Origin of the sequence: Teredinibacter purpureus (assembly GCF_014217335.1) — a bacterium.
GTDB lineage: Bacteria > Pseudomonadota > Gammaproteobacteria > Pseudomonadales > Cellvibrionaceae > Teredinibacter > Teredinibacter purpureus.
In genome coordinates this window covers 1,948,007-1,969,445 of sequence record NZ_CP060092.1, presented here as the reverse complement: position 1 = coordinate 1,969,445, position 21,439 = coordinate 1,948,007, and the positions used below count along the sequence as shown (strand labels likewise).

Below are 21,439 nucleotides of genomic sequence, written 5' to 3'. Positions count from 1 at the left end.
TCCAATATTGGTTCTATCCACCGATATTCAAGGGACAGGCCCAATATTATGTGTATTTTTTATTCAGCCTTAGAGACCACAACCATCGCAGGACGCACTAAACGCCCATTTAAGGTGTAACCGCTCTGGTAGACGTTGACAACCGTATTAGGCTCAACATCCGGAGACGGTACGGCGGTCATTGCCTGATGAAACTCGGGATTGAAAGGCTCACCCTCTGGGTGCACTTGCTCCACGTTATGTCGCTTAAGCGCATCCATTAACGATTTCACTGTCAGCTCTACGCCCTCTGTAACCGAGGCCATATCGGCGCCTTCGGCCGCAGCGGCTTCGATAGAGCGCATCATATTGTCGGCAACCGGCAACATATCGCTTACAAACTTTTCCAGTGCGTACTTATGCGCCTTCTCTACATCAAGCTCGGCTCTACGACGCACATTCTGTGCATCCGCTGCCGCGCGAAGCGCTTGCTCTTTCGCTTCGGCTAACTCAGCTTCCAGCTGTTCTATTCGAGCAGCTAATTCATCGCTTGTTGGTGCTTCGCTGTTATCAACAGCTTCTGCAGCATCGGCCGTGGGTTCTTGACTGACCTGATCGTCAACCAGCTCTTCAGTCGTGTTGTTTTCGGGTTGATCCTGATTACTCACATGTATCTCCAACTCATCGTTCAACTCATAACGCTATTCGCAATTCGCAATTCAGCTGTGAGCAATATGGGGCCACTCAAAGCACATTCAAGCCCAAAATTTGAACCGCTCAGGCCAAGATTAAAAGTGTTGCCACATAACCCAGAAATACTGTATAAATACACATGTCAAAACACTGTACATAAAAACACCTTTTAGGTTTTCCGCGAACCCGCCCTAACAACACCAAGGAGCCCGCCGTGTTAACGCATTTGCATATCACAGACTTCACCCTGGTAGACCACCTAGACCTTGAGTTAAGCCGCGGGCTAACCACCATCACCGGTGAAACCGGCGCGGGAAAATCAATTACGCTCGACGCCCTAGGCCTTGCGCTTGGCGATCGTACCGATGCAGACAAGGTCCGTCCTGGTTGCAGCAAGGCGGACATTCACGCCAGCTTTGATATATCCAACCTTAAATTCGCACAAAAATGGCTAGAAGAACATGAGCTCACCGACGGTGACGACTGTATTCTACGCCGCGTTATTACGGCCGAGGGCCGCTCCAGAGCGTTTATTAATGGGCAAACCGTCACTCTCAACCAGCTGCGCACGCTGGGCGAAATGCTTATCGATATTCATAGCCAGCATGAGCATCAATCACTGCTCAATTGCCGCTCACACCAGCGTTTACTCGACGCTTTTGGCGGCTTAAAGCCTCTAGCCAAGCAAGTTAAAGAAACGTTTCATTCGTGGCACTGCGTGAATTACCAACTCGAGAGTCTCAAAACACAAAACGAGGATTTGAATGCACGCTTTCAACTCCTACATTACCAAGTAGAAGAACTAAACCAGCTTGCCTTACAAGAAAACGAGCTTGCCCAGCTAGAACAAGAACAGCGAACCCTCGCAAACGCCGAAACCATTAACGGCAATTGCCAACATGTTGTCAGCCTATGCGGCGATGACGAAGGTATCCAAGACCGCCTTAATAATGCGCTACATTTACTCAGTACCCTCCAAGATAAACCTCAGAAACTACATGAAGCCGAATCACTCCTAAACAACGCCCTTATTCATTTGCAAGAAGCGCAATCGGAACTGGATCATTTTCTAGACGGCCACGAACAAGATGAATCTCGGCTGGGAGACGTTGAGCTGCGGCTAACCGCAATTTATGAAATCGCACGCAAACACCGCATTCCGGCCGAAAAACTAGAACAATTGCACCGTGAATTAGCGGCCGAACTTAGCGGGCTACAAAGCGGTGACGATCAAATCGAATCTCTAGAAGCGCAACGAGCAGAAGCCCTAACAATTTACCAACAACTCGCAACTGAACTCAGCGATCAACGTCAATTCGCGAGTGCTCGACTCGCCAAAGCAGTAAACGACAAACTCGCCCAGCTGGCTATGAACCACGCGAAACTCAGCATCGCGTTGCATCAAACAACCTCCCCTACAGCTGGAGGCAGCGAAGCTGTAGAACTATTGATTAGCACTAACCCTGGCCAACCTGCCAAGCCTTTATCCAAAGTCGCATCGGGAGGAGAGCTGTCTCGGGTAAGCCTTGCCATTCAAGTGGTAACAGCTCAAACATCCACCATCCCCTCCCTAGTCTTTGACGAAGTGGACGTGGGCATAGGTGGCACAACGGGCAATGAAGTTGGCCAACTACTGCGTGAGCTCGGCAAAAACGCACAGGTACTCTGCGTTACCCACCTTGCTCAAGTCGCCAGCAAAGGCCACCAACATTTGGTTGTGAGCAAACAAACGGACAAAAAATTGGGCGCAATCTCCTCAATGAAAATGCTTTCCAAACAAGAGCGAATCACCGAAATAGCCCGAATGATGGGCGGAGACGTAGACTCGAAAAACTCCTTGGCCCACGCGAAAGAAATGCTGACAGCAACAGGCTGAGAGCTGAAACTACACATAATATAAAGAAGAAAGAAAAGTAAGATTTTAACAAGCGCTCAAATAACGCACAGCTGCAGGTTACATCACACTGTAACCTGCCTTAACCGCTAAACATCACCTAGCTTTTTAAGGGCTTCACATACAACACCAAGCTATGGCCAGTAATCTCGTAGCCGTGGGCTGCTGCAATTTCATTTTGTAATTGCTCAATTTTTTCGTTATGAAATTCTATGACCTTACCGGTTTCGATACACACCATATGATCATGATGATCACCTCTATCTAACTCAAATACAGAATGGCCACCATCAAAATTATGGCGCTCGACCAAACCGGCGCTCTCAAACTGGGTCAATACACGGTAAACTGTTGCTAAGCCTACATCTTCCCCCGCCTCTAAAAGCAGCTTATAAACATCTTCTGCACTTAGATGACGATCCACGGAATTTTCTAGGATTTGTAAGATCTTAACTCTCGGCAGCGTGACCTTTAGGCCTGCTTTGCGCAATTCTTGGTTTTCTACTGCCATTTAGATGCTCCTTTAGGCTTCTCAGGTGATAAACAGATCGGGTATTATCCTCGGCCAACAGATTTTCGGAAACCCCCTCATGCAATTTGTTTTAAAGACTGTACTTTTGATCGTAGTGCTTTTTGCCGCAACTGGCTGTTCTCGTCTGCAGTTTCCTTGGGTTTATCGCATATATATCCAGCAAGGCAACCATATAGACGCCGAAAAGGTCGAGCAACTCGAAGTCGGCATGACTCCCGAGCAAGTCCGCTTCCTAATGGGGAACCCACTCATCGCCGATACTTTCAATGCAGATCGCTGGGATTACTACTTCACCATGATTCGTGGAGAAGACCAGCTGAGTGAATATCACTTCACCGTGTATTTTGAAAACGGCCTGCTAGAGCGCTGGGAAGGCGACTACAAAAAGAAACGTAAGCCGAAACCCATTGAAAAGCCAGAGGACACTGCTGGCGACGAAGATGACACACCAGTAGATATAAACGCCGAAGGCGCGCCTTTACCGGTAGAAAGCACCCCCGCCACCTAACAAGCACGCCCCGCTCTTAGACGAAGCATACCCAAAAGGAAGCGTACTTACGCTTCCTTTTTATTTTTCTCTGCTCGCCTTCTGCGAACCTCTTTAGGGTCGGCAATCAACGGACGGTATATTTCTACCCGATCCCCCTCTTGCAAAATATGCTCGCTGGGCTGTTTCAGGCCTTTTGTACCCAATGCCTGCCCAAAAATACCCATTTTTGCTGCGGCCAGATCTAAATCAGCAAAAAAATCGCTAATCCGCGACTTTTCTACTGCAATTAACGCCGTAGTACCCGGCGCAACCAACAACTCCACAATTTTCTGCTTATCGGGTAACGCAAAGGCTACTTCCACACGAATAGGCTCAATATCGCTCATTATCTGTATTACCTAAATGCCATATAAGTATCGAAATAGCCGGCAAAACAACGCACTATCACGATGAATAAATATGCTTAGCGCGATTACACAACGCAGTAACCTGCTCAGAAGCTGCATGCTCAAACAACTTGCCCGCAGCAAGGGCGACGAGTCTATTGGAAAACTCAAACTCAATCCAGAAACTTACCTTACAAGCCTCTTCCGAGAGAGGCTGAAAGTCCCACTGCCCCTCCAACGACTTAAATGGCCCGTCGACTAAGCGCAAATGCATAGAGTCTGGGGCGTGCAGCGTGTTATGCGTAACAAAAGACTGCCGGATACCCGCCATCTCTAAATCTAAACGCGCCTCCAACCAATTCTCGCCACGCGCCAACAGCTCTGCGCCCACGCAGCCAGACATAAACTCAGGGTAGGCCTCAAAATCATTGACCAACGCAAACATTTGTTCCGCGCTAAACATCACCAACGCCGAACGCTCAATACGCTTCGCCATTAATTTACAAGCTTATCGTAGAGGCTCGCTATCATGATAAACGCGATTAATGCCGGTGAAACGTAACGCACAACAAACAACCAAATATCAAACAAGGGATGGCCCTCTGCGTCCATTTCAGAACATACAATAGCCCGGCGCATTAACCAACCCACAAAAATTGCGATAAATAAGCCGCCCAAGGGCAACATAATTTGTGAGGTTAGGAAATCGAGCGCATCAAATATAGCCCCGTTATAAATACACGCAATACCGCCCAGCCAAGCCACAGATGTCAACAACACCGTAGACGCAACGCGATTAAACCGCTTTGTCTCGGCTAACCACGCAACACCCGGCTCAATTAACGATACCGCCGAACTCCACGCAGCTACCGACACCAACAAGAAAAATAACGTACCAAACACTTGGCCGCCCGGCATATTTCCAAAAGCTACAGGCAAACTAACAAACATTAGCCCAGGCCCTTCTGAAGGAACCAAGCCATCCGTCGCAAATACAATAGGGAAAATAGCCAAGCCCGCTACCAGCGCAACAACCGTATCAAGTACGCCCACTGTAATAATCGTACGCCCTAAACTCGCATGCCGTGGCATGTACGCGCCATACGCCATAATCGCGCCCATCCCCAAACTAAGGGTAAAAAAGGCATGCCCAAGCGCAATACGCACACCAGACCAGCTCAATTTATCGAATTTGAAATCGAACAAAAACTGAAAGGCTGCCGCGAAATCGCCCTTTATAAAGCCATAAGCCAACAAAATAATCAGAACAACAAACAAGAACGGCATGAGCACCCGCGCAACCATGCCCAAACCTTTAGTCACACCTGCCGCAACCACGCCAAGCGTCAGCAAGACAAACGCACTGTGCCACAGTACTTGGCCGCCTTTATCACCCAGCAAACCACCAAACAGTTCACCCGCTTGCTCACCGTTTACACCGCTAAAAGTGCCAGAACCGGTCGTAAAAATATAATTAAGCGCCCATCCTGCTACCACACTGTAAAAGGACATAATCATTAGGCCTGCGAGCACACCCATCCAACCGATAGCCGTCCAGCTACCATGCAAACCCGCCTCTTTCGTAACATAGCGCATTGCATTAATGGGGCTCATCCGCCCACGTCGACCAATCAGCACTTCGGCCATCATCACCGGAATACCCACAATCGCAATACAAATCAAATACACCAGCACAAAAGCACCGCCGCCGTTCTCGCCGGCAATATACGGAAACTTCCAAATATTACCCAACCCCACGGCAGAGCCTGTGGCCGCGAGAATAAACGTCCAGCGGTTAGCCCACACGCCATGCATCTTTCGTTGATCCATTACTCCCCCCAGAGGAAATTATTATCGGATTCACTAAAGTCGCTGATTGTAGCGGTAAACACCCATTAAAGTTAAGGCTCGAATACACCGCTATCGCGATTGTGCTAGCGACATTGCCATCCAGCCCCTATAATCCGCGGCTATGGCCAAAAAGAAAAAAACAAGCAGTAATACCATTGCGCAAAATCGCCGAGCCCGACACGACTACTTCATTGAAGATCGCTTTGAGGCAGGCATTGCCTTATCCGGCTGGGAAGTAAAAGCCTTGCGCGCAGGGCACGGGCAACTCACCGAAAGCTACGTCAACTTTCACAAAGGCGAAGCATGGCTCCAAGGCGCCCAAATCCAGCCACTTCCCCAAGCCTCTACCCACTTCGTAACAGACCCAACACGCTCGCGCAAATTGCTTATGCACCGCAAAGAGCTCACCAAACTGTACGAAGCCACCACCCAGAAAGGCCACACCATCGTCGCCACTGCCATGTACTGGAAACAACACTTGGTAAAGTGTGAAATTGCCATTGCAAAAGGCAAGCAGCAACACGATAAACGCCAAACTGAAAAAGAGCGCGATTGGAACAAACAAAAACAACGCATCATGCAAAACCCATAAGCAACACACTCCCCGCCAGATACGTAATCGCTACATACACTCGCCATAATCAGTTATACTGCTTAGCTAACTCGTGAAAGCGAGTTTCCGGGGGCGATTAGGATTCGACGCCGGTATCAAAGCCCAAGGTGCATGTCGTGATGGTAGCCAATCACGTTAATCCAAAGCTGCAATCTTACAGTTGCCAATGATGACAACTACGGTGCTCAACTCGCTGCGTAAGTAGCTTGTAAAACACCAACTAGTGGTTCGCCGCTAGCGGTCTTTAGCAAGGTGCCAGTATCGCGCTACTGACTGTCATATAGAACTGGATAGCTGCGTTGTTTTGATCGTGACAACATTGCGAAACCTTAAGCGAACTCGCTCACTACGTCCTGCCCGCCGGGCTGTAGAGGAGTTAAAACCAATTGACGGAAACTAAGCATGTAGAGCCGCGGAGAGAGAGCTGACGGACGGGGGTTCAAATCCCCCCGCCTCCACCAAACCAAAACCTCAACCTGAAAGGGTTGGGGTTTTTTATTGCCTGAGACCCACGCTACAGGCCTTATGCCGCAAGGCTTTACGGACTTCTAGCCCTTCTTAATCTCAAACTATCCAAGGCAAATGTTCTCTGAATTGCCGAATACTCTCTCTCCCTCTCCCCATCCCTCAGGCCCCAACCATGACCAGAGAACAGAGAACCCTTTAAAATCAGTAGTTTATTATCGGACCAATCAAAAGGTTTGTTGGGTTAATTAGTTGGGCGAAAGGAATCAACAAATAACCATCAAAACAGATGTGGTCATCATATTGACACGCACTACATTATCATTTACAAATACAGACTACTAATCAGTCGCATGTAACTATCAAGTGTTATTAATGGCTTTGCACACTCTATAAAAGGCTCAGCATCAAGAGATCACAAATATTGCCACTAAACAGGGAATCGAATGTCGCCCACTGCTAACAACAATAAACAGGATCAGCTAGCACTGCCTAGAGCGCAGTTAGAGAAAGTTAGCCAAGCCCAAAGGGAGCGTCTATTCCATATAGACTTCAAGCTCTACTTTCTAGGCTCGGTTAACCGCACTGATCTGGTATCACGTTTTGGCATTAAGGAAGCAGCCGCCTCACGAGACCTTTCTTTATATAAAGAGCTCGCCTCCAAAAACATCGAATACGACACCAAAGCTAAAACCTATATTCAGCGAGATGGTTTTTCGCCACTCTTTGAGTATTCATGCAGCCAAACATTAGCAGCGCTACTGCATGGCTTTGGTGATGACTTTGTAGGCACTCAAAAATCCATCGTCACCTGCGAAGCACCAACACAGCTTAACTACCCAAACATACAAACATTAGCTCATATCACCCGAGCCATACACAACAGCCAAGCTTTGAAAATCAAGTACCGCTCACTATCCAGCGGTTCAAACGAGCGCGAAATTGTGCCTTTCGCATTGATTGATAACGGCCTGCGTTGGCATGTTAGAGGTTACGACAGAGCTCGTGATCGCTTTGCTGATTTTGTTGTTAACCGTATTGAAGCACCACAACTTATCGATGAAGCGATTCCAGAAGCGCAAACCAAGGCTGCCGATAATCAATGGAATCGTATTGTTGATTTACACATTGTGCCGCACCCTCGATTAACGCATCCAGAAACCATCGCATTTGAGTACGACATGCAGCCAGCGAAAGATGACTTAGATCAAGATAGAGGCGAGGATGGTGTGATGCTGGCGCTGCAAGTTCGCGCAGCTGTAGCGGGCTATGTTTTACGTCGCTGGAATGTGGATTGCTCAAAAGAACATCAATTAGATGGGCCAGAAAATCACCTCTGGCTCAAGAACCAACAAACACTGTACGGGGTCGATAATTTAGCTATCGCCCCTGGTTACAACACCGAATGTTAAGAATTTAAGAGATCCCGAACATGAGTAAAAGCATGAACAACGCCGAACAACAATTTTTAAAAGAGCTGGACGATAAACTCTGGAAAGCCGCCGACAAACTACGCAACAACCTAGACGCCGCCAACTACAAACACGTTGTACTGGGCTTGATCTTTTTAAAATACGTGTCCGACGCCTTCGACGAGCGCCAAACTGACTTGCGCAAGCTGTTTACCGAAGCTGCCCCCGCAGCCAATGGCGAAGACAATATCTACTACATGCCAAGGGAAGACTACGACAGCGACGAAGCCTACCAACAAGCCGTTAATGAGGAGATGGAACAAAATGAATACTACGTCTCCGAGAATGTATTTTGGGTGCCCAAACAGGCCCGATGGAGCTTTATTAAAGAAAGCGCCGCACTGGCTATAGGTAGCGTATTGTGGCAAGACGCCAGCGGTATTGACGCTAAACTGCGCTCAATTAATTGGTTAGTCGATAACGCCCTAGAACAAATCGAAACCTACAAAGTCGATGACAAACTCGCCAACCCAAAACTCAAAGGCGTACTGCCAAGAATCACCCGCTTTGAAGTGGACAACAGCACGCTTACCGAGCTCATCAACAAATTCTCCGACACCAGCTTTCGCAACCCCGAATACAAGGGCCAAAAACTCGACCTACACAGCAAAGACATACTCGGTCATGTGTACGAATACTTTTTAGGCCAGTTCGCCCTCGCCGAAGGCAAACAGGGCGGCCAATATTACACCCCTAAAAGCATCGTTACATTAATTGTAGAAATGCTGCAACCCTACCAAGGCCGCGTCTACGACCCCGCCATGGGCGCCGGTGGTTTTTTTGTGAGTAACGATAAATTCATCGAAGCCCACGAAGACGAAAAACACTACAACGCCGCCGAACAAAAAAAACATATCTCCGTCTACGGCCAAGAGAGCAACCCCACCACCTGGAAGCTGGCCGCCATGAACATGGCCATTCGCGGCATCGACTTTAACTTTGGCAAAAAAAACGCCGACACCTTTTTAGACGACCAACACCCCGACCTACGCGCCGACTTTGTTATGGCCAACCCGCCGTTTAATATCAAAGACTGGTGGCACGCCAAATTAGAAGGCGACGTGCGCTGGAAGTACGGCACACCTCCCCAAGGCAACGCCAACTACGGTTGGATACAGCACATGCTGCACCACCTCAACGACAACGGCTCCATGGCCCTGTTACTGGCCAATGGCTCCATGAGCTCCAACACCAACAACGAAGGTCAAATTCGCAAAGCCTTAATACAAGCCGATTTAGTGGAATGCATGGTGGCATTGCCCGGCCAACTGTTTACCAACACCCAAATCCCTGCGTGTATTTGGTTTTTGACTAAGAACAAGCGCGGCACGGGTGCACAGGCAGAGCATGGGAGCCAGAGCGGGAATTCAGAAAAACGCGACAGACGCGGACAAACACTCTTTATTGACGCCCGTAACCTAGGCTTTATGAAAGACCGAGTACTGCGCGACTTCACCACCGACGACATCGCCACCATCACCAACACCTTTCATGCGTGGCAGCAAGGTGACGGCTATCAAGACGAGAAAGGTTTCTGCGCCAGCGTACCGATATTTGACGACGACGCGCAAGGACGCGCTAGTGACACGGGAGGCAGGAAACCGGGAGTGTCGATGGAAAAACACGACTTTGTACTAACCCCCGGTCGTTATGTAGGTGCGGCCGATGTAGAAGACGATGGAGAAGCCTTTCCAGAAAAAATGCAACGACTCACAGCCTTGTTGAAAGCGCAATTTGAAGAATCAGACACATTGGAGAAAGCGATTAAGGAGAACTTGGCGGGGATTGGCTATGAGTGCTAGTACCGTCACGTTAGAGTCTATGTGTGAGTTGATAATAGATTGCCCTCATTCAACGCCTAAATGGACGGATGAAGGCTATATTGTTACTAGAAATCAGAATATTAAAAATGGTACTTTGAGTCTTAGTACTCCAAGCTTTACAAATAAAGAGGGTTATTTAAGTAGAATAAAACGAGCCAAACCGCAAGCGGGCGATATTATTTTTACCAGAGAAGCACCAATGGGAGAGGTTTGTCTTATTCCTGAAGGTATCCAATGTTGCCTTGGTCAACGACAGGTATTACTTAGGCCAAAATCAGAGATTTGTGGGGAGTATTTATTCTGGGCGCTACAGTCGCCATTTGTTCAGCATCAGATTTCATGGAATGAAGGTACAGGGTCTACTGTGAGTAACGTACGGATTCCAGTTCTAAAGGCTTTGAATATACCAAGGCTCCCATATCACGAGGAGCGTATTGCGAAAGTTCTGTCAAATTTGGCAAACAAAACCCAACTAAACACCCAAACAAACCAAACCCTAGAAGCCATCGCCCAAGCCATATTCAAAAGCTGGTTTGTCGATTTCGATCCCGTCAAAGCCAAAATAGCCGTACTGGAATCGGGCGGCAGTGCCGAAGAGGCCGAACTCGCCGCCATGAGTGTTATTTCCTCACTTAGCCTTGAAGCATTAGCCGAGCTTAAACAAAGCAACCTAGACCGTGACGCACACGACTGCATGGATGCAGGAGGTAGAGCAGCGCAAGGAGCCGCTGCCGAAGGAGATGCAAATGTCGCAGGAGGCCGGATGCCGGGAGCAACCTACCAACAACTCGCCCAAACCGCCGCTTTGTTTCCATCAAGGATGCAGGAGTCTGAGCTTGGGGAGATACCGGAGGGATGGGAAAAAGGAACTCTACAAGATGTATTGCAATTTACTTCAGAGCGAATACAAGTTTCTTCTCTGGATTTAGATCATTACATATCAACTGAAAATATGCTTGAGAATAGAAAGGGAATTACCTCAGCATCCAACCTACCGACAGTAAACACAGTTCCAGCATTTCATAAATGCGATATTTTAATTTCTAATATTAGACCCTATTTCAAAAAAATATGGTTAGCGACTTTTAATGGGGGGCGTTCAGCTGATGTTCTAGGGTTCTCTAGCCTAGAAAAAAAAGAAACCGAATTTGTCTATAACCTTGTTTACCAAGACCGTTTTTTTGAGTACATGATGACAACGTCCAAAGGGGCAAAAATGCCCCGTGGTGATAAAGATGCCATAATGAAATTTCCGTTCTCACTGCCACCAAAAGATCTAAGAGAAAAATTTTCAAAAAAGACCAAAAGCTTTTATCCATTTATTATGAATTTAAATAGTGAAAAGACATATTTGCAAGAGTTAAGGAACACTCTCCTACCCAAGCTCCTCTCCGGCGAAATCGACCTCTCAACCTTAAATGAGGAAACCAGTGAGGCCAACGCATGAGCTATACCCCACCTTTTACGATCACCGCAGATATTCTCAATCTGGTGGCGACCATCAGCGAGCAGGTGGGGATGCTCAACGCCCGCGCATTTGATGCCTCACCCCAGCTGCGCAAGCAAAACCGCATTAAAACCATTACCGGCACTCTGGCCATTGAAGGCAATACACTGACAGAAGAACAGATCACCGCCATTGTCGATGGGCAGCCGGTGATGGGCAGCGCCCGTGAATTGGCCGAAGTGCAAGGGGCCATTAAAGCGTATGAGGCCTTGCCACAGTTAAGCCCAGAAGGTACAGACGATTTATTGCAAGCTCATGCCTTAATGATGTCGGATATACTCGTAAACGCGGGTCAATTCCGCAATAAAGCCGTGGGCATACACAAGGGTAAAACAGTGCACCATGTCGCCCCGCCTGCGCATCAAGTATCCGGATTGATGGCCGATTTGATGGGGTGGCTACAGCAATCAAGCCACCACCCTTTGATTAACAGCTGCGTGTTTCACTACGAATTTGAGTTCATCCACCCCTTTACCGATGGCAACGGGCGCATGGGCCGCTTGTGGCAAACGCTGATTTTGTCAAAATGGCATCCCTTATTTCTCGCCTTGCCCTTGGAAAGCGTTATAAAAGATAGCCAACACCAGTATTATCAGGCCCTAGAGCAGGCCGACGAACAAGCGCAAAGTACGCCTTTTATTCATTTTATGTTATCGGTTATCTCTCAGACCTTGTCCAAAAACGCCCCTGTAAACGCCCCTGTAAACGCCCCTGTAAATTCTCCCGAAAATAGCGCCGCCCTTAAAACCCCCGAGGCAATACTGGCGTTAATTCAACAAAACCCACAGATAACACGCCAACAAATGGCCGACAATCTGGGCAAAGACCTTCGCACCATTGGGCGCGCCATTACAAAGCTGCAACAAGCGGGAAAATTAACCCGAAGCGGTTCGGACAAAACCGGCCACTGGGAAGTAGTGAGCAATGTATGAGCGATAAACCCCTAAAACCCAATAATGCCCTTAGCCTACAAGACCAAAGCACCGAGTTTTTGCTTTACACCGCCCCCAGCGGCGAAGTAAAAGTGGAGGTATTGCTCAATAACGAGACCCTGTGGCTCACCCAAAAGCGTATGGCGGAATTGTTTGGAGTCGGTGTGCCGGGGATCTCTAAACACCTAAAAAACATCTTTGAAAGCAACGAGTTAGTCGAATATTCAGTTATTTCCATTTTGGAAACAACTGCCGACGACGGCAAAACCTACCAGACCAAATACTACAACCTAGACGCGGCAATCTCGGTGGGTTATCGCGTAAACTCGGCGCAAGCCACCCAATTTCGCATTTGGGCGACGGCCTTAATCAAAGAGTACATCATCAAAGGCTTTGCCATGGATGATGAGCGCCTAAAAAACGGTCAATACTTTGGTAAAGACTACTTTAAAGAGCTACTGGAACGCGTGCGCTCCATACGCGCCAGCGAGCGGCGTGTTTACCAACAGATCACCGATATTTTTGCCGAGTGCAGTATGGATTACGACCCAAAGTCGGAAACCACGCGCCTGTTTTATGCCCATGTGCAAGATAAGTTTCACTTTGCCATTACTGGCCACACCGCTGCAGAAATGATTGCTAACCACGCCGATGCCAGCAAACCGTTAATGGGTATGAGCACTTATAAAAACGCCCCAGCAGGCCGTGTTTTAAAGTCAGACACCGTTATTGCCAAAAACTATTTAAGCGAAGCCGATATTAAGAAGCTGGAACGTGCCGTAGGTGCATTTTTTGACTACATAGAAGGCATTATCGAGCGACGAAATGCCTTTACCATGGAAGGCTTTAGCGAAAGCGTGAATAAATTTTTGGCCTTTAATGAATACAATATTTTAGACGGTTACGGCAATATTTCACGCAAGCAGGCTGAGCAAAAAGCCCATGAGGAGTATGAGCAATTCAACAAACAGCAAAAGATTGAATCAGACTTTGACCGTGAGATTAAAAAACGCTTGGCTAAGAAAAGCGGAGATGAACGATGAATGAAGAACAATTAGAAAACCTCTGTTTAGATTGGTTTCGCGAAGGTGGCTGGGATGTATTGCATGGTCCTGATATCGCACCTGACGGTTCAAACCCAAAGCGCCGCGACTATGCTCAGACGATTTTAGAAAATGACTTGCGGCAAGTATTTGAGAAGATCAACCCGCACTTACCCGCACAAGTGCTGGAAAACTGCTTTGAACAAGTATTGAGTAAAATTAGTAAACCTGAAAGCCTCGACCTTGTTACTAATAACCGAGCCTTTCATCGCTTACTGCTTGAGGGCGTTGCTGTTGAATTTAAGTTGGATGATGATGGTGGCGAGCCTTCAGCGGATCAAGAGCCCTCAGCGGGTTCTGAAATAGTCAGCGATCATGCCTTCCTTGTTGACTTTGAACGGATGGAAAACAATCACTTTGTTGCGGCTAATCAATTTACGATAACGGGCACCAAACAACCACGCCGCCCAGATGTCATTTGCTTTATCAACGGCCTGCCGTTTGCCGTACTCGAATTAAAAAGCCCCAGCGATGAAAATGCTGATATTTGGGATGCGTTTAATCAACTACAAACCTACAAAGATGAAGTTTCGGACCTATTTGTTTTTAACGAAGCACTCGTCGTCAGTGATGGATACACCGCACGCGTAGGGTCGCTTACCGCCAACCAAGAACGTTTTATGCCTTGGCGTACGATTAAAGATGAAGACGATAAGCCATTGCTAGAGTGGCAGCTAGAAACCATGGTGCGTGGCTTTTTTGATCGGGAATTATTTCTCGATTACATCCGTTTCTTTGTACTATTTGAAACCGATGGCGAGCTCATTATTAAGAAAATAGCAGGTTACCACCAGTTTCATGCAGTGCGCGAAGCCGTTAAAGCCACCGTGGTAGCCTCACAAGAGCTAGAAACCAATACCGTTGGTGAAAAACGCGCGAGCTATGGCGATGAAGTGATACCCGGCAGTAAAAAAGCCGGTGTGGTTTGGCATACCCAGGGCAGCGGTAAAAGTATTTCAATGTGCTGCTACGCCGGTAAGCTCTTGCAGCAACCCGCAATGAACAACCCAACACTGATTGTGGTAACCGACCGCAACGACCTTGATGGACAGCTATTTGCTACCTTCTCGAATGCCGTAGAGCTGTTAAAGCAAACACCAGTGCAGGCCAATGATCGAGATACGCTTCGCCAATTGCTTGCTGAGCGGGAATCGGGGGGCATCATATTCACAACAGTACAGAAGTTTGCTCTGATCAAAGATGAAAATGGCAAGGAAGAATCGCATCACCCCATATTAAATAATCGGCACAACTTGGTGGTGATTTCCGACGAAGCACATCGAAGCCAATATGGTTTGAAAGCTACGTTGACTGCTGATGGCCATTATAAGTTTGGTTACGCCAAACATATGCGAGACGCGTTACCCTTTGCTTCCTTTATTGGCTTTACCGGCACGCCTATCTCGCAAGAAGACAAGGATACGCGCGCGGTGTTTGGCGGCTATGTTTCCATCTATGACATTCAGGATGCCGTAGATGACGGTGCCACTGTGCCCATTTACTACGAGTCTCGCCTTGCTAAATTAGATTTGAACCACGATGAAATATCCGCATTGTCTGATGAAGTCGACGAGGTGGTTGAAGACGAAGAGGATCTCTCTAACCGTGAAAAAACCAAAGGGGAATGGAGCCGACTAGAAAAGCTCGTAGGCGCAACGCCTCGTTTGACGCAAGTAGCTAAAGATCTAGTCGACCACTTTGAAACACGCAATGCCACCATGGATGGCAAAGCCATGATTGTGGGTATGAGCCGAGATATTTGCGCACATTTATACAACGAAATAGTCGCCTTGCGCCCAGAATGGCATGGCGCTCCATTAGACACAGCCGCCGACCCTGAAAAAGGCGCGATTAAAATAGTCATGACTGGCTCGGCATCGGACAAGCCATTGTTGCAGCCTCACATCTACAACAAGAAAACTAAAAAACGATTAGAAACTCGTTTTAAAGACATAAACGACCCGCTTAAGCTCGTGATTGTGCGCGATATGTGGCTAACAGGTTTTGATGCGCCTTGCTGTAACACTATGTACGTTGATAAACCTATGAAGGGCCATAACCTGATGCAGGCTATCGCGCGCGTGAACCGGGTATTTAAAAACAAACCTGGCGGCCTAGTGGTTGACTACATAGGTATTGCTAATGAATTAAAGCAGGCATTAAAAACCTATACAGACTCTAACGGAAAAGGCGAACCCGCATTACAAGCAGAAGAGGCTTTTGCTATTTTTCTTGAGAAATTGGATGCATTACGGGGGATGTTTGCCAAAACCCCACAGGGCGATGGTATCGACATCTCTGGCTTTGAAAATGAAGCCCATAAGATTTTAGTGCCTGCTGCCAACTATGTGCTTGGATTAAGCGATGGCAAGAAACGCTTTCTCGATTTAGTGCTAGCCGCCAGTAAAGCTTACTCGCTCTGCAGCACATTGGATGAAGCAAAAGCCTTAAGAAAAGAAATAGCGTTTTATTCAGCGATTAAAGCAGCGATATCAAAATTCACTTCTGTTGATAGAAAGCGTACTCAGGAAGAGAAAAATTCTGCCTTAAAGCAAATTCTTGATAATGCCGTTGTTGCTGAGGCCGTAGCCGATGTATTTGCGCTTTGCGGATTAGACAAGCCAAATATTGGACTGCTATCGGATGAATTTTTAGAAGACGTTCGACAAATGCCACATCGAAACTTGGCCGTTGAGCTTTTGGAGAAACTGTTAAAAGACGACATCAAAGCTAAGAAGCGAAACAACGTTGTGCAAGAAAAGAAATTTTCTGACCGACTGCAAGAAACGCTACGAAAATACAATAACCGCGCTATTGAAACGGCGCAGGTTATTGAAGAGCTGATTCAAATGGCTAAAGAGTTCCAGGCCGAAATGGAACGCGAAGCTGAGCTTGGGCTAAACCCCGATGAAGTTGCCTTTTATGATGCGTTAGCCAACAACGAAAGCGCAGTAAGGGAATTAGGCGATGACATTCTTAAGCAAATCGCCGTTGAGATTACCGAAAAGCTTAGACGGTCCACTACTGTTGATTGGCAAGTAAGAGATAGTGTTCGAGCGAAACTAAAAATATTGGTTAGACGAACATTGCAGCGTTGGAAGTACCCGCCAGACAAAGCGGCTGAAGCGGTGGAGCTTATTTTAAAGCAAGCCGAAACCCTGTCCAACTCATGGACGAAGTAAAACAATAAATGATGGACTTCAGTTTGGAATCTAGGGGCGTTTAAAAATGATTAATGAATCAATTAGTAATTCAGAAAGTGACTTAAAAAAGTTTGTGTCGTCACTTGTAGAGACTAAAAAAATAAGCATCGAGCAAGATAAACTCAATGACGTAATTGAACAGCTAACAAATATCGTTACTGAAACAAAAAAGTACACTGACTGGAATGTTAAGAGCAATACCACCGCTGAGCTCAAGTTGCGCCTCAGATCAGTGCTTGATAAACATCAGCTACCGATATCGGATGAAGTACTTTCTGAAATATTAGCTAAGGCGGACACAACCACTGCCCCCCCTAAATCGTACTGGTTCGTTGGTGCGTCTTACGGGAAAGGCAGCGAAGACCAAACCGATCGATTCTTGGCAGAAGGCGTTTGGCAAAATGGCTATAAAGACAAATACCTTGATGTTGTTCGTTCAATGCAGCCAGGTGACAAAATTGCTATTAAGTCCTCTTATGTTCGTAAGCGAAACCTATCTTTTGACAACAAAGAGCAATCCGTTTCGGTTATGGGCATTAAAGCTATTGGGGTCGTCACCAAAAATCATGGCGATGGTCGCTTCGTTGATGTTGACTGGGAACCGAGACAGGAGCCTGTTAAAGAATGGTATTTTTATACCAATCGAAGCACAATCTGGCGAGTATCCCCCGACGAGTGGATGACTGAAGGTCTGGTTAATTTCACATTCAATAGCAAGCCTCAAGATGTTGACCGATTCCGTAATGCCCCCTATTGGAAGGAACGATTCGGTGATACGCCAATAGATAAGCAACGATTTAAATGGACTCAGTTTTATGAAGCTGTCGCCGACAAGCTCATCACCTACAAGGATAAGCGCCAAGAACTTATTTCATTTGTCATCCAGCTCGCCGATAAATTTGATCTTTCGTATATTAAAGACAAACAGTTAGATGATATTTGTCCATTTACTGTCATAGGATTATTTAACCGAGGTATAACGGATGAAAACCGCAAGGCCATTGCCAAAGACCTTGCTGATTATTTAGGTGTCACCGAGGGTGTGCCCAACTCTTTCGAGGGTATCCCCATTTTAAACAACCAAAAATCATGGTTTTTTGGGTTTGAAGATAAGCGCCAGACTACAGATATAGAATCGTTATGGAGCTTCTTTGATATCGCTTTGCAGTTTTCAGATAGCGACAACTCTGATGCTCGCAGTGAATTCAGCTCTGCTTATGACCAAGTAACCAGTCAATATGGCGTCGGCTGGAACTTGACTATGGCGCTATATTGGATCCGCCCATGGAATTATTTAACTCTTGACGGTCAGTCTCAGCTTTACATCACTAAAAAGCTAGGTATTGATATCGGCAAAAATGGCCCTAAGCGACGCTGTAGTTCAAAGGATTACCTGAAAGTACTGGATGAATTGGAGTTACGATTTCAGGAAGAAGCCTACCCTGTGCATTCGTTTCCTGAACTTTCGCTCGCGGCTTGGCTATATAAAGATGGCGATACTTCAGCTCATCCAAATGCAACAGATCCGGATTTTGTTGATGAAACTGCAGATGATGAGGGAGAGTCTGAAGTAACCGCAGCGCCCATTGAACCTTATCAACTGGATGACATTATCACTGACGGGTGCTTTATCGACAGAGAGTCCTTAGGTGAGATTTTAGAACGACTTCGCACCAAGAAAAACCTTATTTTGCAAGGACCTCCTGGAACGGGAAAAACTTGGCTTGCGAAACGATTAGCATTTGCGCTGATGGGCCAAAGGAATGATAGCAAATTACGGGCAGTTCAATTTCACCCAAACTTGTCATATGAGGACTTTGTTCGCGGTTGGCGGCCATCGGGTGATGGAAAGTTAACATTGGCTGATGGTCCGTTTTTAGAAATGATTAATGAAGCGAAAAAAGACGCTAAGACTAAACATGTTGTAGTCATTGAAGAAATAAACAGAGGCAATCCAGCACAAATTTTCGGTGAAATGCTGACCTTACTTGAAGCTGACAAACGAACTCCAACTGAAGCCTTAGAGCTAAGCTATCGCCGAAATGAAAGTGAGCGTGTGTTTGTACCTGATAACTTGTACGTCATTGGCACAATGAATGTCGCTGATCGCTCTCTTGCATTGGTTGATCTCGCATTGCGTCGACGATTTGCTTTCATTGACTTAAAGCCAATATTTGGTGAGCCTTGGCGACAATGGGTTCATGCAAAGGCAGGTATTTCAATGACGTTGTTAGAAGAGATTGAAACTCGCCTCTTGGCGCTAAACAATGATATTGAGAAAGACAGAAACCTCGGCGCTCAATTTAAGGTTGGCCACAGCTATGTCACTCCTGCTTTTAGCAACACGATTAAAGATGCCGAAAAGTGGTATAAGAGTGTTGTTCAAACTGAAATAGGGCCATTACTAGACGAATATTGGTTTGACGATTTAGAACGTTCACGTAAAGCACAAGACGCTCTGGTTGTAGGTATTTGATGAGCGCTTGGGCCACTCAAACAGCGTACTCAGAAGATGAGACTCGTTCCATCGGAAAAATACCTGTCAGAAATCTTTGGCTTTTAATGCTTTACGCTTCTGACCTATATCGCCAGTTGGGCTCAGCTAAAATTGCTGTTGAAGATAACCCCGAAGACATTGCAGACTTGGTCGCTGAAATTTTATGCCATCAAGTCGAGCATCGCTTAGCTAGAAATCTAAGTTTTGGCTATGAAAACAAGGTCGCAATTGTTGGCCGAGTTCGAGGTCGCATTGATTCTTTATATACCGAACGTCATCGGTTACTTGATAAGGGCAAGATTTGTTGTCGTTTTGAAGAGCTATCGGTCGATACTCCCAGAAATCGTTATGTTCGAGCAGCGCTCGAGCAGCTCAGTAAACTTGTAAAGAAGGCTGGTCTCGTTCGACGCTGCAAAGCTTTGGTCATGAATTTAGAGCGTTTAGGGGTAAGCAAAGGCAAGCCATCCGGCTATAACGGAAAAAGTGAACGCTTTGGTCGTCATGATGCAGAAGATCAAAAAATGATTGCTGCAGCAGACCTAGCATTTTCGTTAGCGCTACCTACAGAGTTTATCGGTCAACATCATCTAGCCTTACCTGATAAAGAAGTTACTTGGCTCAGGAAGTTATTCGAGAAAGCTATTGCGGGATTTTACTCAGTCACGCTTGAAAAAGCTCAATGGCGTGTTTTGGCTGGGAGGCAATTCAATTGGCAGGTAACAAAAAAAACAGCAGGCATTGATGCCATTATGCCAAGCATGAAAACAGATATTATTATCGATCAACGCGACACTGGATGTAGGCTAGTTATCGACACAAAATTCAACTCAGTCACCACTAAAGGCTGGCATCGAGAAGAAACACTTCGAAGCGGATACATATACCAAATGTATACCTACCTTCGTAGCCAGGAGGTGCCTAGCTCCGCTAACACGCTATCAAGCATAGGTATGTTATTGCACCCCACGGTGGACAAAGAGCTCGACGAGGTTGTTACCATACAAGGGCATCCAATATGGTTTTGCACTGTTAATTTGGGAGAAACGGCATCGTCTATTAGAGAGCGCTTATTGCTGCTTCTTGAATTAGTTTTTATAGGAGAAACAAATGGTCACGTTTGATCAACTTATGTTGCCGCTGATGAAAGCGCTGGTAAATCTTGGTGGCTCAGCCAGCATTGATGAAATGTACGAAGAAGTTATCGAGCTAGAAAAGTTTGACGAAGATACGCTGGCCGCTTTACACAATCCTGAGAAAAGCAGCCAGACAGAAATCGGCTATCGCTTGGCCTGGGCACGCACTTATCTTAAAAAAGCAGGATATTTAGAAAACTCAGCGCGTGGTGTTTGGGCGCTAACAGATAAGGCAAGACAGTCAAAAGAGATTGATAGCCGGGAAATAGTCAGCTACGTGCGCTCTTTAGATAAAAAGACAAGCAAAGGTTCCGAGGACCCGACTGACCCAGCTACAGCCATTGATGAGTCACCTGAAGAAACACTCGCATGGCGAGAGCACCTTCATCATATTTTGATAGAAGAAATGAGCCCAGATGCGTTTGAACGACTTACTCAACGTATGTTACGTGAGTCAGGTTTTGTGCATGTTGAGGTTACCGGCCGAACCGGCGATGGCGGTATTGATGGCAAAGGTATTGCTCGGATCAACGGCTTAATGAGCTTTCACATTTGCTTTCAATGTAAAAAGTACAAAGGTTCTGTTGGGTCACCAGAAATTCGTGATTTCAGAGGTGCCACCGTTGGCCGAGCCGACCGAGGCATGTTTATTACAACCGGTAGCTTTACTAAATCAGCGATTGAAGAAGCCAACCGAGATGGCGCAGCCCCAATTGATTTAGTGGATGGTGACCAACTCGCAGATAAACTAAAAGAACTGGCACTAGGGGTAAAAACGGAACTTGTTGAAAAGGTAACCGTGGATCCTGAATGGTTTTTAGGTTTGTAACCTGCATTTAAAAGGAAGTTATTTGTAGTGGTCTAAT

At 46.7% G+C, this 21,439-nt stretch carries 17 protein-coding genes and 1 other RNA gene; 13 read left to right on the top strand and 5 right to left on the bottom strand.

The window, feature by feature from the left end; translation table 11 throughout:
* Positions 1-59: 59 nt before the first annotated feature.
* Entirely contained in the window at positions 60-647 is a 588-nt protein-coding gene (gene grpE, locus H5647_RS08355; protein ID WP_082087004.1) for a nucleotide exchange factor GrpE, read from the bottom strand.
* Between the two features lie 239 nt (positions 648-886).
* Here grpE and recN point away from each other — a divergent pair, with 239 nt between their 5' ends.
* Positions 887-2,548 carry a DNA repair protein RecN gene (gene recN, locus H5647_RS08350; protein ID WP_045857811.1) on the top strand — a complete coding sequence of 554 codons (1,662 nt, stop codon included), beginning with the start codon at positions 887-889 and terminating at the stop codon, positions 2,546-2,548.
* 118 nt (positions 2,549-2,666) lie between these two features.
* Here the strand turns inward: recN and fur are convergent, their stop codons facing one another.
* Positions 2,667-3,077, bottom strand: a complete 411-nt coding sequence (gene fur / locus H5647_RS08345) for a ferric iron uptake transcriptional regulator (protein ID WP_045857809.1) — start codon at positions 3,075-3,077, stop codon at positions 2,667-2,669.
* A gap of 79 nt (positions 3,078-3,156) precedes the next feature.
* Here fur and H5647_RS08340 point away from each other — a divergent pair, with 79 nt between their 5' ends.
* Positions 3,157-3,606: an outer membrane protein assembly factor BamE gene (locus tag H5647_RS08340; RefSeq protein ID WP_045857807.1), complete on the top strand. Its 450-nt coding sequence runs from the start codon at positions 3,157-3,159 to the stop codon at positions 3,604-3,606.
* A gap of 47 nt (positions 3,607-3,653) precedes the next feature.
* On the opposite strand, the gene H5647_RS08335 is transcribed toward H5647_RS08340, so the two are convergent.
* The 3 genes from H5647_RS08335 to H5647_RS08325 are packed head-to-tail and all read right to left on the bottom strand — an operon-like array spanning position 3,654 to position 5,804.
* The gene (locus tag H5647_RS08335; RefSeq protein WP_045857805.1) at positions 3,654-3,974 is read right to left on the bottom strand and encodes an RnfH family protein; all 321 of its coding nucleotides are present in this window, start codon (positions 3,972-3,974) and stop codon (positions 3,654-3,656) included.
* A gap of 58 nt (positions 3,975-4,032) precedes the next feature.
* Positions 4,033-4,470, bottom strand: a complete 438-nt coding sequence (locus tag H5647_RS08330) for a type II toxin-antitoxin system RatA family toxin (protein ID WP_045857803.1) — start codon at positions 4,468-4,470, stop codon at positions 4,033-4,035.
* The gene (locus H5647_RS08325; protein ID WP_045857801.1) at positions 4,470-5,804 is read right to left on the bottom strand and encodes a sodium-dependent transporter; all 1,335 of its coding nucleotides are present in this window, start codon (positions 5,802-5,804) and stop codon (positions 4,470-4,472) included. The genes H5647_RS08330 and H5647_RS08325 overlap by 1 nt, the downstream gene beginning before the upstream one ends.
* A gap of 142 nt (positions 5,805-5,946) precedes the next feature.
* Between H5647_RS08325 and smpB the strand changes: the two genes are divergently transcribed.
* The 11 genes from smpB to H5647_RS08270 all read left to right on the top strand — a co-directional run bounded on the left by smpB (position 5,947) and on the right by H5647_RS08270 (position 21,402).
* Positions 5,947-6,417, top strand: a complete 471-nt coding sequence (gene smpB / locus H5647_RS08320; protein ID WP_045857799.1) for an SsrA-binding protein SmpB — start codon at positions 5,947-5,949, stop codon at positions 6,415-6,417.
* A gap of 89 nt (positions 6,418-6,506) precedes the next feature.
* Positions 6,507-6,899, top strand: a transfer-messenger RNA (tmRNA) gene (gene ssrA / locus H5647_RS08315).
* Between the two features lie 450 nt (positions 6,900-7,349).
* Positions 7,350-8,315 carry a WYL domain-containing protein gene (locus tag H5647_RS08310; RefSeq protein WP_045857797.1) on the top strand — a complete coding sequence of 322 codons (966 nt, stop codon included), beginning with the start codon at positions 7,350-7,352 and terminating at the stop codon, positions 8,313-8,315.
* A 20-nt stretch (positions 8,316-8,335) separates the two neighbouring features.
* Positions 8,336-10,177, top strand: a complete 1,842-nt coding sequence (locus H5647_RS08305) for a type I restriction-modification system subunit M (protein WP_236074838.1) — start codon at positions 8,336-8,338, stop codon at positions 10,175-10,177.
* 19 nt (positions 10,178-10,196) lie between these two features.
* Positions 10,197-11,645, top strand: a complete 1,449-nt coding sequence (locus H5647_RS08300) for a restriction endonuclease subunit S (protein ID WP_045861227.1) — start codon at positions 10,197-10,199, stop codon at positions 11,643-11,645.
* A complete protein-coding gene (locus tag H5647_RS08295) occupies positions 11,642-12,637 on the top strand; it encodes a Fic family protein (protein ID WP_045857795.1) in 996 nt (331 codons plus the stop codon). The genes H5647_RS08300 and H5647_RS08295 overlap by 4 nt, the downstream gene beginning before the upstream one ends.
* Positions 12,634-13,680 (top strand): virulence RhuM family protein, encoded by a 1,047-nt coding sequence (locus H5647_RS08290; RefSeq protein ID WP_045857793.1) that lies wholly within the window; start codon positions 12,634-12,636, stop codon positions 13,678-13,680. Before H5647_RS08295 ends, H5647_RS08290 begins: the two co-directional genes overlap by 4 nt.
* Complete coding sequence (locus H5647_RS08285; protein WP_045857790.1) at positions 13,677-16,922, top strand: type I restriction endonuclease subunit R; 3,246 nt, start codon at positions 13,677-13,679, stop codon at positions 16,920-16,922. The genes H5647_RS08290 and H5647_RS08285 overlap by 4 nt, the downstream gene beginning before the upstream one ends.
* Positions 16,923-16,968: 46 nt before the next feature.
* A complete protein-coding gene (locus tag H5647_RS08280) occupies positions 16,969-19,419 on the top strand; it encodes an McrB family protein (protein ID WP_082087002.1) in 2,451 nt (816 codons plus the stop codon).
* Positions 19,419-20,561 (top strand): 5-methylcytosine-specific restriction endonuclease system specificity protein McrC, encoded by a 1,143-nt coding sequence (gene mcrC, locus H5647_RS08275; protein WP_045857788.1) that lies wholly within the window; start codon positions 19,419-19,421, stop codon positions 20,559-20,561. Before H5647_RS08280 ends, mcrC begins: the two co-directional genes overlap by 1 nt.
* Positions 20,548-21,402, top strand: coding sequence for a restriction endonuclease (locus tag H5647_RS08270; RefSeq protein ID WP_045857787.1), 855 nt, complete (start codon positions 20,548-20,550; stop codon positions 21,400-21,402). The genes mcrC and H5647_RS08270 overlap by 14 nt, the downstream gene beginning before the upstream one ends.
* The last annotated feature ends 37 nt before the right edge of the window (positions 21,403-21,439 follow it).

Bases quoted from the DNA above. Each gene is read 5' to 3' on its own strand.
- H5647_RS08310 (WP_045857797.1), top strand. From the start codon at position 7,350: ATGTCGCCCACTGCTAACAACAATAAACAGGATCAGCTAGCACTGCCT.
- H5647_RS08280 (WP_082087002.1), top strand. From the start codon at position 16,969: ATGATTAATGAATCAATTAGTAATTCAGAAAGTGACTTAAAAAAGTTT.
- H5647_RS08300 (WP_045861227.1), top strand. From the start codon at position 10,197: ATGTGTGAGTTGATAATAGATTGCCCTCATTCAACGCCTAAATGGACG.
- H5647_RS08290 (WP_045857793.1), top strand. From the start codon at position 12,634: ATGAGCGATAAACCCCTAAAACCCAATAATGCCCTTAGCCTACAAGAC.
- fur (WP_045857809.1), bottom strand. From the start codon at position 3,077: ATGGCAGTAGAAAACCAAGAATTGCGCAAAGCAGGCCTAAAGGTCACG.
- H5647_RS08305 (WP_236074838.1), top strand. From the start codon at position 8,336: ATGAGTAAAAGCATGAACAACGCCGAACAACAATTTTTAAAAGAGCTG.
- H5647_RS08330 (WP_045857803.1), bottom strand. From the start codon at position 4,470: ATGGCGAAGCGTATTGAGCGTTCGGCGTTGGTGATGTTTAGCGCGGAA.
- H5647_RS08335 (WP_045857805.1), bottom strand. From the start codon at position 3,974: ATGAGCGATATTGAGCCTATTCGTGTGGAAGTAGCCTTTGCGTTACCC.
- H5647_RS08325 (WP_045857801.1), bottom strand. From the start codon at position 5,804: ATGGATCAACGAAAGATGCATGGCGTGTGGGCTAACCGCTGGACGTTT.
- H5647_RS08340 (WP_045857807.1), top strand. From the start codon at position 3,157: ATGCAATTTGTTTTAAAGACTGTACTTTTGATCGTAGTGCTTTTTGCC.
- smpB (WP_045857799.1), top strand. From the start codon at position 5,947: ATGGCCAAAAAGAAAAAAACAAGCAGTAATACCATTGCGCAAAATCGC.
- H5647_RS08295 (WP_045857795.1), top strand. From the start codon at position 11,642: ATGAGCTATACCCCACCTTTTACGATCACCGCAGATATTCTCAATCTG.
- mcrC (WP_045857788.1), top strand. From the start codon at position 19,419: ATGAGCGCTTGGGCCACTCAAACAGCGTACTCAGAAGATGAGACTCGT.
- H5647_RS08270 (WP_045857787.1), top strand. From the start codon at position 20,548: ATGGTCACGTTTGATCAACTTATGTTGCCGCTGATGAAAGCGCTGGTA.
- H5647_RS08285 (WP_045857790.1), top strand. From the start codon at position 13,677: ATGAATGAAGAACAATTAGAAAACCTCTGTTTAGATTGGTTTCGCGAA.